A 13852-nucleotide genomic window follows, 5' to 3' on the forward strand; every position below is an offset into this window, starting at 1 on the left:
TCATCCAACAGGAGCAGCCATGTGTGGCATCGTCGGCGCCGTTTCCGGTCGCAACATCGTTCCCATCCTCGTGCAGGGGCTTCAGCGCCTCGAATACCGCGGCTACGACTCCTGTGGCGTGGCGATTCATTCGGGTGGCATCCAGCGGGCCCGAACCACCTCCCGCGTCGCCGATCTGCTCGCCCAGGTGCGCAACGACCGCATCGAAGGCGGCACCGGCATCGCCCACACGCGCTGGGCCACGCATGGCGCGCCGGCAGTGCACAATGCCCATCCCCACTTCAGCCACGGCCCCGGCGCGGACGCCGAGTCGGCAAGACCGGGCCGCGTGGCGCTGGTCCACAACGGCATCATCGAGAACCATGAGCCGCTGCGCGCTGCATTGCAGGCCAAGGGCTACGTGTTCGCAAGCCAGACCGACACCGAAGTCATCGCGCACCTGATCGACAGCCACTACGACGGCGACCTGTTCGAGGCCGTCAAGGCGAGCGTGAAGCAATTGCAGGGCGCGTACGCCATCGCCGCGATCTGCCGCGACGAGCCGCACCGTGTGGTCGGCGCGCGCGCGGGCTCGCCCTTGATTCTGGGCGTGGGTCAGGAGGCCGGCGAGAACTTCCTCGCCAGCGACGCGATGGCGCTGGCCGGCGTGACCGACCAGATCGTGTACCTCGAGGAAGGCGACGTGGCCGACATCCAGCCGGGCAAGTACTGGATCGTCGATCGCGACCACAGGCCGGTCACGCGAGCCGTGCGCACCGTCGTCGCGCACAGTGGCGCTGCGGAACTCGGCCCCTACCGGCACTACATGCAGAAGGAAATCTTCGAGCAGCCGAGGGCGATCGCCGACACGCTCGAAGGCATCGAGGGCATCGTTCCCGAACTGTTCGACGGCGTCGCCGGCGATGGCACGCCGGGCGCGGCCGCATGGCGCGTCTTCAAGGACATCGACAAGGTGCTGATCCTTGCCTGCGGCACCAGCTACTACAGCGGTTGCACCGCCAAGTACTGGCTGGAGGGCATCGCGAAGATCCCGACGCAGGTCGAGATCGCCAGCGAATACCGCTACCGCGACTCCGTGCCCGATCCGAAGACGCTGGTCGTGACCATCAGCCAGTCGGGCGAGACGGCCGATACGCTCGCCGCGCTCAAGCATGCGAGATCGCTCGGCATGGAACAGACGCTCACCATCTGCAACGTCGCGACCAGCGCGATGGTGCGCGAATGCAAGCTCGCCTACATCACGCGTGCCGGCGTGGAGATCGGCGTTGCATCCACCAAGGCCTTCACCACCCAGCTGGCGGGACTCTTCCTGCTCACGCTGGCGCTCGCGCAGGCCAAGCATCGCCTGAACGAAGCCGACGAAGCGCGCTATCTCAGGGAGATGCGCCACCTGCCGGCCGCGCTGCAGTCGGTGCTCGCGCTGGAGCCGCAGATCATCAGCTGGGCCGAGGACTTTGCGCGCAAGGAACATGCGCTGTTCCTCGGCCGCGGGCTGCACTATCCGATCGCGCTCGAAGGCGCGCTCAAGCTCAAGGAAGTGACCTACATCCACGCCGAGGCCTATGCGGCCGGCGAGCTCAAGCATGGTCCGCTCGCGCTGGTCACCAGCGAGATGCCGGTGGTCACCGTGGCGCCCAACGACGCGCTGCTCGAAAAGCTCAAGAGCAACCTGCAGGAAGTGCGCGCGCGCGGCGGCGTGCTCTACGTGCTGGCCGACAGCGATACCCACATCGAAAACAGCGAAGGCCTTCACGTGATCCGCATGCCCGAGCACTACGGCGCGCTGTCGCCGCTGCTGCACGTGGTGCCGCTGCAGCTGCTGGCCTATCACACGGCCTGTGCGCGCGGCACGGATGTCGACAAGCCGCGCAATCTGGCGAAGAGCGTGACGGTGGAGTAGGGCGGTGGCATCGGCACATCTCATCATCCACGGGCATGTCCAGGGGGTGGGCTTCCGCTGGTCCATGGTCCAGGCCGCCAACCGGCTGGGCGTCAACGGCTGGGTGCGCAATCGCGTGGATGGCAGCGTGGAGGCGCTTGCCTGGGGCGATGCCTCTGCCGTGGATGCGCTGACCGACTGGGCGCGCCGCGGTCCGGCGGGAGCGCGCGTCGATCGAGTGGAAGTGGCGCAGGTGCTCGAACCCGCCGACGTGGTGAAAGGATTTGCAGTCCGCTAGCGGCGGTCGAGATCGATCTGATCGCTGCCATCGCATAGAGCGCACAAGGAAACGGCAGAGGGCGCGCTCGTTCGACAGCCTCATGCCCGGGCGCGTTGCGCGCGCTCGACGATGTCCGCACCCAGCACCTTCACGTACGCGGCATGGCGCAACTCTGCTTCGTGATGAGCTTCTCGCAATTTTTGCAGTGCATCGACGTGCGCACGATGCGGCGCTGAACCGCCCCCGCACAGATGATCGCCAAGCGCTTCGATCAGATCGGCGCGTGCCTCGACGAGTGCATCCCGGCTTCGCTCCACCATGTCATGCAGCGCGATCAGCCTGTCCATGCACCGAATGTAGAGACGGGGTGGCCTTGCCGCCATCGAATTGACACTTCCTGAGAGTCCAGGCAGATCGTCGGAACTTTCGCACGAGTTGATCGGCGAAACTGTGCGCAGTCCAAGGCTGGCGCGGCAAACGCGACTTCCTTCCTGCCAGGAACAAGTCAACCCGACGCATCATGAGCAAGACGGGCCGGCCCACGGCTCGCGGAAGTTGTCCCACCTCGAGCGCTGACGCTCATCCCATCAATCGCAACACTTTCAATGAGCTCAATCCTCCGCGCGTGGACATTCTGGATACTGACGCCACTGCGCGAGGAATGCCGTGAATACCTGGAGCGCACCAAGCTCACCGAATACCGGGCCGTGGCGGGTTGTCAGCGTGCCGCTGCGTTGTTCCGCGACCTCGGTGACGGAAGCACGGAGGTGTCGGTGGTCTCGGTCTGGCATTCGATGGCGCACATCCGTGCGCACGTGGGCGACGATGTCCTGAAGTCCACCATCGATCCGGCAGACCGCGGCAAGCTTCTGGACCGCGAGCCGACCGTGCGCCATTACGACGCAACGGATCGGAGCACCATCGGCTTGATGCCTTCCGAGTGGCGTGTGCTCATTCGACCATCGGCCGAATAGAGATCGCCTCGGTTCAACCCTGGGTCGCGTGCTCTTTCATCTTCGCGAGCGTCACGGCGAGCGCGGCGCCGCCGAGCACCTTGATGAGCCCCGCGTGCTGCGCATAGAACTGGCTCACCTGATCGACCACGCCGGGATGGGCCTGCTCGGCGTGCGCCGCGATCTCGGTGACCTGCGCCGGCGACAGCTGGCTGGCCTGGTCCGGCGTCAGCTGCGTCTGGCCGGGCGCCAGGACGCGCCCCAGCGCACCGCCGGCCGCCGCCGACAGCGCGGCCGGGCCGAGCGTGGCGAGGATCTGGTTCAGCACACCCGCCTGCTGAGAGGCGGACGACTGGCCGAAGAGATGCCCCACCATCTGGCTGAAGGGCGGTGTCTGGTCGGAACGCATCGCGGCGGCGAGTCCCGCGCCGAGCTGATCGGGCGACGCGTTCTGCGCGACCTCGTCGAAGTGCTTTTCGGCATTACCGCCGACCACCTGTTGCAGTACATCGAGCAGTCCCATGGTGTTTCTCCTGAATGGAATCGAGTTGAAAGGGTGCCGATGCTCAGTCGCGCAATTCGCTCGGCACCTTGCCGCCATTGGCCGCGAGCCTGGTCATGACCTGGCGGTGCAGCCAGATGTTCATCTTCGCGGTGTCGCTGGTGTTCTCACGATAGCTCAGTTCGGCGGCGAGTTGACGACGCACCTCGAGGCCGCTGTCCAGGCCCAGCAATTTCATGAGGTCGACGATCGACGTGCGCCAGTTCAGCGCCTGCGCGCCTCGCATGCCGTCGAGCAATGCCTCGACGTCGACCAGCGTGATGGCCGGCTGCGGCGACGCATGCACGAGACGCAGCGAATGGACGGACCTCAGGTCCGCCTGGGAATTCGGCGGTCCCCAAGGGGCTGCGTGCGAGATTGGCGTATGCCGATCCTCGAGCAGCATCTTGTGGCTGCGCGCGATACGCCACCATGTCTTGCTGTCGTACATGTCGATCTCCCGGCGCAAGCCCATGCCGATGAGGGTCGACAGCGAATAGTCTCGCCACGAGGAATAGTGCATCCGCGCGTCCGCGCGACACGAACCCCGCGGCAACGCCGAGCCGCACCAGGTACGCGACCTGCTGAATGTCCCAGGCCATCGCGCAGAGGTGCTGCTCGGAGATTTCCTGCATGCCGACGACGCGGGCGCGCAGCGACAGAAAGATGCAGGTGTCGTGCGGCGCGCCGTAGCACTCCGAATCGACGACCCTTCCGCTGCGCCAGGCCGACAGCGCCTCGTCTTCCGCGGGCGTGGTCAAACCCAGCCATTTGCGTCGCTGCTCGATGACACGCACGCACGCGTGGGACGAACTCACGCGCCATCGCGTCGCGACGATCGTTGTCCAGAACCTCATGCTTGGCCTTTCCTTTGCACCGATCTCCAGCGATCGATCCGAGGAGCCGAGCCCTGCGTCCGCCCTGGAGTCTTCGACATGGATGCCGACTCTAGTGTTGCGAACCGCGTGCCGCAATCCAATTGACATTGCTTGAGGATTGCGAGGCGCCATCGGCCAGGGCCTATGCCGGCCGCGTCCACGACTTGTCGTTCACCACCTCTGCAATCTGGATCACGTAGTGCGTGAAGAGTTCTTTCCTGCCGAGCGGGATCGCCTTGCGATGCTCGGCGTTGTGCATCCAGGCGCGCAGCGCCTCGGCGTCGCGCCAATAGGAGAGCGTGACGACCTTGCCCGGGTTGTCGCGGCTCGTGAAGCTTTCCTTCGAGATGAAGCCGTCCAGCTTGCCGGCTTCGACCAGCAGCTCGGTCACGAGATCGCGGTTGCGCTGCTCCATGCCGGGCATGGTTGCGAATTCGATGACGCAGATCAGCACGGGGAATCTCCTGTGGCGGTTTCGGCGGTCGCATCGTTGATCGGTGCGACTTGCAATGCCTTCTTGTCGATCTTGTTGACCGAGGTCTTGGGCAGCCGGTCGACGACGCTGATCTTCGCCGGCAGCTTGTATCTCGCGAGGTTGCGCGCGCAGTGCGCGTCGAGCTCGGCCCGGCTTGCCGTCATGCCTTCGCGCAGGGCGATGAAGGCGTGCAGCGTCTCGCCGCGGTAGTCATCGGCCTGGCCGATCACGGCCGCTTCCAGCACCGCAGGATGCTCGAGCAGCACATCCTCGATCTCGCGCGGATAGACGTTGTAGCCGCCGACGATGATCAGGTCTTTCTTGCGTCCGCGGATGAAGAGATAGCCGTCGTCGTCGAACTCGCCGAGGTCGCCGGTGTAGAGCCAGCCGTCGCGCAGGGCCTGCGCCGTTTCGAGCGGCAGGTTGCGATAGCCCTGCATGAGCTGCGGCCCACGCGCCCGGATCTCTCCGCAGGCGTTGCGGCCCAGCGGCAGCCGGCCGGTCTCGACATCGACGATCTCGATCTCGGTTTGCGGCACAGGCTTGCCGACGGAGCCCGTCTTCACCGGCGCCGACGGCCCGTTGAAGCTGAGCACCGGCCCGGCTTCGGTCTGGCCGTAGCCCTCGAAGATCGGCACCTTGACCGTCTCTTCCCATTGCCTGAGCACCGCGGCCGGCAGCGCCGAGGCGCCCGAGTAGCAGACCTTCACGCTCGACCAGTCGGTGCCGGCGAAGCGCGGATGGGCCATGAGCCCGACGAAGATCGCGGGGCTGCCGGGAAAGACGGTGATGCGCTCGCGCTCCACGGTGGCCAGAAGATCTTCGCGCCGGTAGGCGGACAGGATGACGAGCGCACCGCGGCAGCGCGCCGCGAGGTACAGCCCCATCGCCATGCCATACGAATGGAAGAGCGGCATCGCGCACAGGATGCGTTCGGTGTCGGGTCGTGTCGGCAGCATCGCTTCGCGCTGCTCGACGTTGGCGCGCAGCGCCGCGTGGGTCAGCTCGACGCCCTTGGGGCGCCCCGAGGTGCCCCCGGTGTATTGCAGCAGTGCGAGCTGGCCGGGCTCGAGCGGCGCGAGCGTGCGGCTCGCGGCGTCCGCATCGTGCGCGCTCGTGGCCGCGAACCCGCCGTCGGACCAGACGATGCGCATCGTCGAATCGTGCAGCAAGGCTTCTTTCAGCATCGGGCGCAGCGCGGCATCGGCGATCAGCGCATCGCACTGCGCATCGTCCAGCTGGACCTTGAGTTCCCGCGGCGTATAGGCCGGGTTCAGCGGCAGCAACTGGGCGCCGCTGGCGAGCACCGCGAAGTGCGCGACGCAGGCATCGATGCCGCTGGGCAGCAGCACCGCGATGCGGACGCCGCGCGAGCCCGGCACCGCGAGCCTGCGCGCCAGTGCGAGCACGGCATCGGCATACTTGGCATGGCTCAGCACCTTGCCATCGCAGACCAGCGCCTGGCGCGTGGGCGTGTGGGTGGCGGCTTCGAACAGCATCTCGACCACCGTGCCGCGGAACAGCGCGGCGAACGCAGCGTAGTCGCTCATGCGCGGGCGTCCGTGACCTCGACCACCACCGCCATCGCGCTGTCGCCTGCCGCGCAGCCGGTGAACAGGCCGTGCCCGCCGCCGCGCATTTCAAGGGCCTCGATCAGTTCGATGATCGCCCGCAATCCGGTCGGTGCCTGCGGATGGCCCCAGACCAGCGAGCAGCCGAAGCGGTTCATCTCCATCGCGTCGAGGCCGGTCTCGCGGGCGAGCACGATGTCGTTGACGATGAAGGGGTTGTGCGTGGTGACCGCATGCAGTTCGTCGAAGCGCAGCCCGGCGCGCGCCATCGCTTCGCGGGCTGCCGGCACCGGCGCATACGGCATCGCCGCGATGTCGGTGCGCGCCTGGCCCGTCGCGACGATCCGGATCTCGATCTCGGGCCGCCGCGTGAGCTGCCGCGCCCGTTCGCGCGATGCGACCAGCATGCCGGCGCTGCCGTCCGCGGGATGCGTCTGTGCGCCATGGGTGACCGTCCCGCCTTCGATCACGGGCCGCAGGCGCGCGAGGCCTTCGCGTGTTGTGGCATGGATGCCTTCGTCGCCCTGCAGCGTGGCGACGGTCTTGCGGAATGCCGCATCGGGCACCGCGAAGGGCAGGCGCATGAAGCGCGCATGGAAGGCGCCGTCGTCCTTCAGCGCCTCGCCGTATTGCGCATAGCGTTGCAGCACGAGTTCGTGTTGCGCCTCGGTGCCGATGCCGAAGCGGGCCGCGACGTTCTCCGCGGTCCGAACCATCGGAACGCCGGCCCAGGGGTCGCGCTCGAAATTCGCCATCACCCAGCTTTCGTTCTCGCCCGCCCCGCCGGGGCCGCGCGGATCGGGGTAGTAGATCTGCGGCCCGTTCGACACCCGGTCGGCCGTGATGACGAGCGTGCATTGCGAGGCGCCGAATGCGACCTCCTGCGAGGCCAGCGACACGCAGCGCGCCGAGGTCGCACAGGCCTGCGCGATCGTCGGCCCGGCCAGATGCGGCATCCCGGCCAGCGCCGCGACCCAGGGCAGCCCGTAGAAGGCGCCGCGCTGCGGAATCGTCGTGCCCAGCACGCCGCTGTCGATCAGCGCGGTGTCGATGTCGCGTTCCGCGAGGGACTCGCGCGCGAGCCAGGCGCCGAACTCCAGCGCATGAAGATGCGACAGGCTGCCCTGCCAGCGCGCGAAGGGCGAGCACCAGTAGCCGCCGTAGGGGACATAGGCCTCGGTCATTCCGCAAGCCGCCAGTCGGCGTGGGATACGCGCACCATCACGCGCGCGCGCTTGTCCAGGCCGTTGTGGTCGGTGGGCGTGATGTGGTAGATGCCGTTGGTGCCCACGAGTCCGGCCGTGTTGTTCTCGAGCGCATCGCGCAGTGCGGCGCGGAACTCGGCCGTGCCGGGCCTGGCCTTCTTCAATGCCACCGCGGACGCCTTGTCCAGCAGCAGGTAGCTGTCGTAGGCCCAGGTCGCGAAGGCGTTGACCGGCCCCGCGCCGTAGGCTTTGGTGTAGAGCGCGGAGAAGTCCTTCGATACCTTCTTCACCGGATCGCTGTCGGGCAGATCCTTGAACACCACCACCGGCCCGATCGGCGCCAGCGCGCCTTCGACGCGTGCGCCGCCGACGCGCAGGAAGTCGTCGTTGACCACGCCGTGCGTGTGGTAGATCGGTCCCTTGTAGCCGCGCTCGACCAGCGTCAGGTGCGGCAGCGCGGCCGGCGTGCCGGTGGCGCCGATCAGGATCGCATCGGGCTTGAGCGCCATGGTCTTGACCACCTGCGCCACCACCGAGCTGTCGGTGCGCTCGAAGCGCTCGTCGTTGAGCGGCTGGATGCCGTACTTGCCGCTCAGGGTCGCGAGGCTGTGCTGCACCTGGTCGCCCCAGGGCTGCGAGTAGCCGATGTAGCCGACCGTCTTGATGCCCTTCTTCTTCATGTTCTCGAGCACCGCATCGATCATCAGGTCGGCCGACTGCGGCACCACGAAGACCCACGGGTGCTGGTTCGCGGGCACGTCCATCGGTGCCGGCGACACCTGCGGCGTCCTGCTCTCCAGCGCGACCGACGCGAGGGCCAGCGCATTGGGCGTGTTGGAGGAGCCGATCAGCACGTCGACCTGGTCCGAGCTCACGAGCTTGCGCGCGTCCTTGAGTGCCAGGGTCGGGTCGGTGGCATCGTCCAGCACGATGTACTTCACGGGCTCGCCGCCCAGCTTGTCGGGCAGGAGCGCGATCATGTTCTTCTCGGGAATGCCCTGCGAGGACGCGGCGCCGGTCATGCTGAGCACCACGCCCACGGTGATCTCCGCATGGGCCCACGGCGCCAGGAGCAGCAGCGCGCAGGCGGCGCTGCACGTGAAGGGAAGGGGCAGGCGAAGACGTTTCAAGCGGAACCTCGAAGGATGGATGGATCGCCCCAGCATAGGAGCCGCGGCCGCCGCCATCGACGGGCATGTTCAAAATGAATACGCATATAACCCCCGGGAAGGCGCAAGGAGCGTGCTGCAGAATGCGGCGATGACCCGCGAGACGAACGCCGACGCTCTCGACGCCCACGGCCCCTTGCCTTCGCTCGGCCATGTGCGCGCGCGGCTGCGCGTGCGCCACCTGGTGGTGATCGAGGCGCTGGCCCGGCGCAAGAACATCCGCCAGGCTGCCAGCGACCTGTTCGTGACCCAGCCCGCGGCCAGCAAGCTGCTGCAGGAGATCGAGTCCATCTTCGAGGCGCGGCTGTTCGAGCGCACCGCGCATGGCATCGAGATCACGCCCTACGGCGAGGTGCTGCTGCACTGGGCGCGCAAGGGCCTCGCCGACATGGACGCGGCGCATGCCGAGATCGCGGCCCTTCGCAACGGCTGGGAAGGGCGGGTGCGGGTCGGCGTCTTTCCGGTCGCCGGCACGGTGCTGGTGCCCGACGCCGCGACGCTGCTGCGCAAGCTGCGCCCGGGCATTCAGCTGAGCCTGCAGGAAGGGCTGGAAACCAGCCTGCTGCCCTTGCTGGATCAGGGGCAGCTCGATTGCGTGATCGGCCGCGCGACCTCGTCGCCCGGCTCGCGGCCCTTCACCTGCGAAATGCTGTTCGAGGAGCCGACGGTGATCGTCTGCGCCGTCGGCCATCCGCTGCTGCAGGACACCGACTGGACGCCGGCCCAGCTCGACCGCTTCGACTGGATCCTGCCGGCGCGCACCGGCCAGCTCTACACGCTGGTCGCCAGCGGCCTCGCGGCGCTGAAGGCCGCGGCACCGAGGGTGGCGGTCGAGACATCGTCGATCCTCACGCTGGTGGAAATCGTGCGGCAGACGCAGATGCTGTCCGCGATTCCGAGCGGCGTGGCGCGGCGCTTCGTGGACATCGGCCAGTTGCAGATCCTGCCGCTGACCCTGTCGGCGACGCTGCATCCGGTGTCCATCATGACCAGCCAGGGATCGCCCCTCCATCCGGCCACGGCCGCGTTCCTGAGCGCCGTGAAGACGGTCGCCGCGACGCGCGGGTGAGGCCGGGCTTGTGCCAAGGCGGGGCGGCGATAGACTGTTCGCCATGAAGACGCCTGTCCGGACGATCGTGATGGTGGCGCTGCTCCTCGCCGGCGCCGCCAGCAGGGCCAGCACCTGCGAGGACATCAGCGCGCAGATCGACGCCAAGATCAAGGCCTCCGGCGTGGTCGGCTACACGCTCGCCACGGTCGACGCGGGCGCTCAGGTCGATGGCAAGGTCGTCGGTTCGTGCGATCTCGGCACCAGGAAGATCGTGTACGCGCGCAGCGATTCTTCCGCCACGACGCCGGCGCGCTCGCGCGACGAACCCATGCTGACCGAGTGCAAGGACGGCTCCGTGTCGATGGGCGGCAACTGCAGGAAGTGATCGCGTAGCTTGCGCCTGCGCGGCCTGCGCGGCCTGCGCGGCCTGCGCGATGCAAGCTCTCACTTATTCCAGCGTACAGCCTATGGCCTGCCCTGGCCTTGCCGGCGCCGCGCCGTCTCCGTTCGGCTAGTGCTTCCGGTGAATGTTTTCGCCGGCGCAGCGCCGTAGAGTCAAGGCTCGGACTGGGGGTCTGACCTGATGATCGCAATGTGGGTTCTTGTCGTGGGATGGATGACCTGGCGCAGAGGTGGGCAGCCGGTCCGGTGAGCCCTTGATTCGATGAACCCCGCCTTCGCGCTCGACATACCCACCGTGCCCGGTCCGGCGGCGCAGGTCGACGACTACCTGTCGCTGGCGCTGGATTGGGCCGACAGCGTGCGGGACACCGCACACACCCTGCCCGAGGGCATGCGGCTGCTCGACTACGAGATCATCGGACCGGTCGGCGAGGGCGGCTTCGGCATCGTCTACCTGGCCTGGGACCATGCGCTCCAGCAGCACGTGGCGATCAAGGAATACCTGCCGGCGGTGCTCGCCTCGCGTGCCAGCGTCTCGTCGGCGGTGGTGGTCAAGTCGCAGCGCCACATGGACAACTTCCGCATCGGGCTGCGCAGCTTCGTCAACGAGGCACGCATCCTGGCGCGCTTCGATCATCCGTCGCTGGTGCGGGTGCTGCACTTCTGGGAAGGCAACGGCACGGCCTACATGGCGATGCCGTATTACGAGGGCCCGACGCTCGCACGCGCGCTGGCCGAACTCGGCCGGCCGCCCGAGGAAGCCGAACTGCTCGAATGGCTGCGCCCGTTGCTGGATGCGCTCGGCGCCATGCATGCGCAGAGTTGCTTTCACCGCGACATCGCGCCCGACAATATCCTGCTCACGGACCATGGTCCGGTGCTGCTGGACTTCGGCGCAGCGCGTCGTGTGATCGACGGCCTGGGAAACTCGCCGACGGTGGTGTTCAAGCCCGGCTTCGCGCCGATCGAGCAGTACGGCGAAGTCGCTTCGATGACGCAGGGCGCATGGACCGACGTGTACGCGCTGGCCGGCGTGGTGTACGCGGCGATCACCGGGCAGCCGCCGACACCGTCGATCGAACGCCTGATGGACGACCGGCTGCAGCCGCTGTCCGAACTCGCGCGCGGCCGCTACAGCGACCATTTTCTGGCGGCTGTCGATGCCGCGCTCTCGCTGCATCCGCGCAACCGGCCTCAAAGCGCGGCCGAGTTCCTGGCGCGGCTGAGCTGTGCGCAGCGGCTCGAGGACCTGGACCTCGTGCGCGCGCTGCGTGGACTCGATGCGCAGGAGCGCGCAGCGCCGCCGGCCGCGACGAACAGCGCGACCATCGAGGCGGCCCGACCCACCGAGACCTGCGAACCTGAGCTGCCTCAGTGTCAGGTCGAGGTGGCCGATGGCCCGATGCCGCAGACCGAGCCGCCGGCGCCGCGTGTCGAGCCCTGGGTGTTCGCCGCCATGACGCGCCGCACGGTGCCGCGCGTGGCGCGGCGGCGCTTCGGCGGCCCGACCAAACTCGCTGCGCTCGCCGTGGCGGCCGTGGTGCTGGCGGGCGCTTTCGTCGTGAGCCATCAGCGGACCGGCGCCCCGGTGCTCGCGGCGCCTGCGGCGACATCGCTCGCATCCGTGCCGGTGCCCGCGGCGGCCGTGCCCGTGCCGGAACCGACGCCGCAGCCGGTCGAAGCTGCGCCGGCGCCCGAGACCGCAAGGCTCGAGCCCACCACGCCGCCAGTGCCCGAACGCCACGAAGCACCGCGAAGCCCGATCGTTGAACAGCCATCCCTGCGCTTCGACACACCGGATGCCAGACCGGCCGCCGAGCCCTCGCCCGCGCAGGCCGCCGCGCCAGCAGCCGTCGAGCCGCTTCGAAAGGCCATGCCGCGTGCGCCCGTCGGCGCCGCGCGCGCGACCCGGCGCGAAGTGCGCGCCCCGGCGAGCGAAGCCATCGCGCCGCCGGCCACGGTCCCCGCGGCAGTGCCCGACATCGCGCAGGCCCGCGCCCGCTGTACCGAGATGCTTCAACGCGCTTCGCTCGAAGCCCTGGCGCCCGGCGAGGCCGCTTTCCTGAGAAAGGAGTGCGAATGATGACCACCGCCTTCGCTCGCGGGCTGCATGCCCTGTCCTTGTCCGGCGCCGTGCTGCTCGCGCTCGGTCTGGCCGGCTGCGCCGCGCCGCCGGCACCGTCCTCCACGGCCGCGCTGCCCTTCGAGCAGGCCGTCGCGCAGGCCACCGACGAGCTCCTGATGCAGACGCAGAAAGGGCCGGCCCTGCTCGCCAGGCTCGGCGCCCGGCGCGGCGTGGTGCTCGATCCGATGATCGATGCCGACGGCGCGCAGCAGACCGTGGCGACACAACGGCTGCAGGACCAGGTCGGCGAGCGCATCCAGGCAAAGCACGATGCCTTCGAGATGCTGCCGTTCCGGAGCGCGAACCTGGGCAAGGCCCGCTACCTGCTCACCGGCACGATGAAGCGCCTTTCGACCGACGAGCCGCACAGCCCGTTGAAGATCGAGCTGGCACTGACCGAACTGGGCAGCGGCATCGTGGCCGCGCATGCCGCTGCCGTGGCGCGCGACGAGGGACTCGACGCCACGCCGCTGCGCTACGACCAGGACACGCCGGTGCCCAACAAGGATCCGGTGATCGAGAGCTACATACGCACCACCGCCACGCCGACCGGCCAGCACGCCGATCCGTACTACCTGGCCCACATCGCGGCGGCACCCGCGATCCAGGAGGCCACCACGCTCTACAACGCCGGCCGCTACGAGGACGCGCTGGCGCAGTACAGCGGCGCGGGCGAAACGCCGGCCGGCGAACAGCAGCTGCGCGTGCTCAACGGCATCTATCTGAGCTCGACGAAGCTGGGCCGCACGTCCGACGCCGAGCAGGCCTTCGGCAGGATCGTCGCCTACGGCATCGCCAATCAGCAGCTCAAGGTCAAGTTCCTGTTCAGTCCGGGCAGCACCGAGTTCTGGCCCGAGCCGAAGATCAGCGGCCCCTACGCCATGTGGCTGCGCGAGATCGCCAGGCGCAGCACCGAGGTCAGGGTCTGCATGGATGTCGTCGGCCACACCAGCCATACCGGCTCGGTCGCGTACAACGATTCGCTCTCGCTGCAGCGCGCGCGCTACATCCGCCAGCGGCTGATCGGCGAATCCACCGCGCTGAACGCGCGCATCACCTTCAGTGGCAAGGGCTTCCGCGAGAACATCATCGGCAGCGGCACGGACGATGCCGTCGACGCACTCGATCGCCGCGTCGAGTTCAGGATCGTGGACTGCGCCGAGCGCCCCGGCGGCGTCGCGAACGCCGGGTAAGACCCGGCGCAGCGCATGGGAGGACACTGATACACTGCCGCCGCCGAGCGAGCGACGGTAGCCTACTCTCCGAGTTGCGTCAGGGGCGCTTGCAAGCGGTCCCACCACAACGACAAGCCGGAGACAAGCC

14 protein-coding genes are annotated in these 13852 nt (G+C 68.1%); 7 read left to right on the forward strand and 7 right to left on the reverse strand.

The window, feature by feature from the left end; all coding sequences use genetic code 11:
* The first annotated feature begins 19 nt into the window (after nucleotides 1-19).
* Together glmS and WDLP6_RS04845 are read left to right on the forward strand one after the other, a co-directional pair.
* Nucleotides 20-1900 carry a glutamine--fructose-6-phosphate transaminase (isomerizing) gene (glmS, locus tag WDLP6_RS04840; protein WP_162591436.1) on the forward strand — a complete coding sequence of 627 codons (1881 nt, stop codon included), beginning with the start codon at nucleotides 20-22 and terminating at the stop codon, nucleotides 1898-1900.
* A 4-nt stretch (nucleotides 1901-1904) separates the two neighbouring features.
* Nucleotides 1905-2177 (forward strand): acylphosphatase, encoded by a 273-nt coding sequence (locus WDLP6_RS04845; RefSeq protein WP_162591437.1) that lies wholly within the window; start codon nucleotides 1905-1907, stop codon nucleotides 2175-2177.
* Nucleotides 2178-2257: 80 nt separating this feature from the next.
* Here the strand turns inward: WDLP6_RS04845 and WDLP6_RS04850 are convergent, their stop codons facing one another.
* Nucleotides 2258-2506 (reverse strand): hypothetical protein, encoded by a 249-nt coding sequence (locus tag WDLP6_RS04850; RefSeq protein WP_162591438.1) that lies wholly within the window; start codon nucleotides 2504-2506, stop codon nucleotides 2258-2260.
* 258 nt (nucleotides 2507-2764) lie between these two features.
* Here WDLP6_RS04850 and WDLP6_RS04855 point away from each other — a divergent pair, with 258 nt between their 5' ends.
* Complete coding sequence (locus WDLP6_RS04855; protein WP_162591439.1) at nucleotides 2765-3133, forward strand: hypothetical protein; 369 nt, start codon at nucleotides 2765-2767, stop codon at nucleotides 3131-3133.
* 13 nt (nucleotides 3134-3146) lie between these two features.
* Here the strand turns inward: WDLP6_RS04855 and WDLP6_RS04860 are convergent, their stop codons facing one another.
* The 6 genes from WDLP6_RS04860 to WDLP6_RS04885 form a co-directional block, all read right to left on the reverse strand.
* The gene (locus tag WDLP6_RS04860) at nucleotides 3147-3635 is read right to left on the reverse strand and encodes a hypothetical protein (RefSeq protein ID WP_162591440.1); all 489 of its coding nucleotides are present in this window, start codon (nucleotides 3633-3635) and stop codon (nucleotides 3147-3149) included.
* Between the two features lie 43 nt (nucleotides 3636-3678).
* The gene (locus WDLP6_RS04865) at nucleotides 3679-4176 is read right to left on the reverse strand and encodes a DUF3597 domain-containing protein (protein ID WP_232076959.1); all 498 of its coding nucleotides are present in this window, start codon (nucleotides 4174-4176) and stop codon (nucleotides 3679-3681) included.
* A 497-nt stretch (nucleotides 4177-4673) separates the two neighbouring features.
* Entirely contained in the window at nucleotides 4674-4985 is a 312-nt protein-coding gene (locus WDLP6_RS04870; RefSeq protein WP_162566048.1) for an antibiotic biosynthesis monooxygenase family protein, read from the reverse strand.
* Complete coding sequence (locus WDLP6_RS04875; protein ID WP_162591441.1) at nucleotides 4979-6556, reverse strand: AMP-binding protein; 1578 nt, start codon at nucleotides 6554-6556, stop codon at nucleotides 4979-4981. The genes WDLP6_RS04870 and WDLP6_RS04875 overlap by 7 nt, the downstream gene beginning before the upstream one ends.
* A complete protein-coding gene (locus WDLP6_RS04880; RefSeq protein WP_162591442.1) occupies nucleotides 6553-7761 on the reverse strand; it encodes a thiolase family protein in 1209 nt (402 codons plus the stop codon). The genes WDLP6_RS04875 and WDLP6_RS04880 overlap by 4 nt, the downstream gene beginning before the upstream one ends.
* Nucleotides 7758-8912 carry an ABC transporter substrate-binding protein gene (locus WDLP6_RS04885; RefSeq protein ID WP_232076960.1) on the reverse strand — a complete coding sequence of 385 codons (1155 nt, stop codon included), beginning with the start codon at nucleotides 8910-8912 and terminating at the stop codon, nucleotides 7758-7760. The genes WDLP6_RS04880 and WDLP6_RS04885 overlap by 4 nt, the downstream gene beginning before the upstream one ends.
* Nucleotides 8913-9042: 130 nt before the next feature.
* On the opposite strand from WDLP6_RS04885, the gene WDLP6_RS04890 reads away from it, so the two are divergent.
* From WDLP6_RS04890 to WDLP6_RS04905, 4 genes are all read left to right on the forward strand, one after another.
* Complete coding sequence (locus tag WDLP6_RS04890; RefSeq protein WP_162591444.1) at nucleotides 9043-10020, forward strand: LysR substrate-binding domain-containing protein; 978 nt, start codon at nucleotides 9043-9045, stop codon at nucleotides 10018-10020.
* A gap of 43 nt (nucleotides 10021-10063) precedes the next feature.
* Nucleotides 10064-10387: a DUF1161 domain-containing protein gene (locus tag WDLP6_RS04895; RefSeq protein WP_162591445.1), complete on the forward strand. Its 324-nt coding sequence runs from the start codon at nucleotides 10064-10066 to the stop codon at nucleotides 10385-10387.
* Nucleotides 10388-10666: 279 nt separating this feature from the next.
* Complete coding sequence (locus tag WDLP6_RS04900) at nucleotides 10667-12487, forward strand: serine/threonine protein kinase (RefSeq protein ID WP_197910138.1); 1821 nt, start codon at nucleotides 10667-10669, stop codon at nucleotides 12485-12487.
* Complete coding sequence (locus WDLP6_RS04905) at nucleotides 12487-13722, forward strand: OmpA family protein (RefSeq protein WP_162591446.1); 1236 nt, start codon at nucleotides 12487-12489, stop codon at nucleotides 13720-13722. Before WDLP6_RS04900 ends, WDLP6_RS04905 begins: the two co-directional genes overlap by 1 nt.
* The last annotated feature ends 130 nt before the right edge of the window (nucleotides 13723-13852 follow it).

Source organism: Variovorax sp. PBL-E5, from assembly GCF_901827185.1.
In the GTDB taxonomy this organism is placed as follows: Bacteria; Pseudomonadota; Gammaproteobacteria; order Burkholderiales; family Burkholderiaceae_C; genus Variovorax.

What these genes read in the sequence shown, in the direction of transcription:
- glmS (WP_162591436.1), top strand. Translation starts at nt 20, where the DNA reads ATGTGTGGCATCGTCGGCGCCGTTTCCGGTCGCAACATCGTTCCCATC.
- WDLP6_RS04850 (WP_162591438.1), bottom strand. Translation starts at nt 2,506, where the DNA reads ATGGACAGGCTGATCGCGCTGCATGACATGGTGGAGCGAAGCCGGGAT.
- WDLP6_RS04855 (WP_162591439.1), top strand. Translation starts at nt 2,765, where the DNA reads ATGAGCTCAATCCTCCGCGCGTGGACATTCTGGATACTGACGCCACTG.
- WDLP6_RS04860 (WP_162591440.1), bottom strand. Translation starts at nt 3,635, where the DNA reads ATGGGACTGCTCGATGTACTGCAACAGGTGGTCGGCGGTAATGCCGAA.
- WDLP6_RS04865 (WP_232076959.1), bottom strand. Translation starts at nt 4,176, where the DNA reads ATGCACTATTCCTCGTGGCGAGACTATTCGCTGTCGACCCTCATCGGC.
- WDLP6_RS04875 (WP_162591441.1), bottom strand. Translation starts at nt 6,556, where the DNA reads ATGAGCGACTACGCTGCGTTCGCCGCGCTGTTCCGCGGCACGGTGGTC.
- WDLP6_RS04880 (WP_162591442.1), bottom strand. Translation starts at nt 7,761, where the DNA reads ATGACCGAGGCCTATGTCCCCTACGGCGGCTACTGGTGCTCGCCCTTC.
- WDLP6_RS04890 (WP_162591444.1), top strand. Translation starts at nt 9,043, where the DNA reads ATGACCCGCGAGACGAACGCCGACGCTCTCGACGCCCACGGCCCCTTG.
- WDLP6_RS04895 (WP_162591445.1), top strand. Translation starts at nt 10,064, where the DNA reads ATGAAGACGCCTGTCCGGACGATCGTGATGGTGGCGCTGCTCCTCGCC.
- WDLP6_RS04900 (WP_197910138.1), top strand. Translation starts at nt 10,667, where the DNA reads ATGAACCCCGCCTTCGCGCTCGACATACCCACCGTGCCCGGTCCGGCG.
- WDLP6_RS04905 (WP_162591446.1), top strand. Translation starts at nt 12,487, where the DNA reads ATGACCACCGCCTTCGCTCGCGGGCTGCATGCCCTGTCCTTGTCCGGC.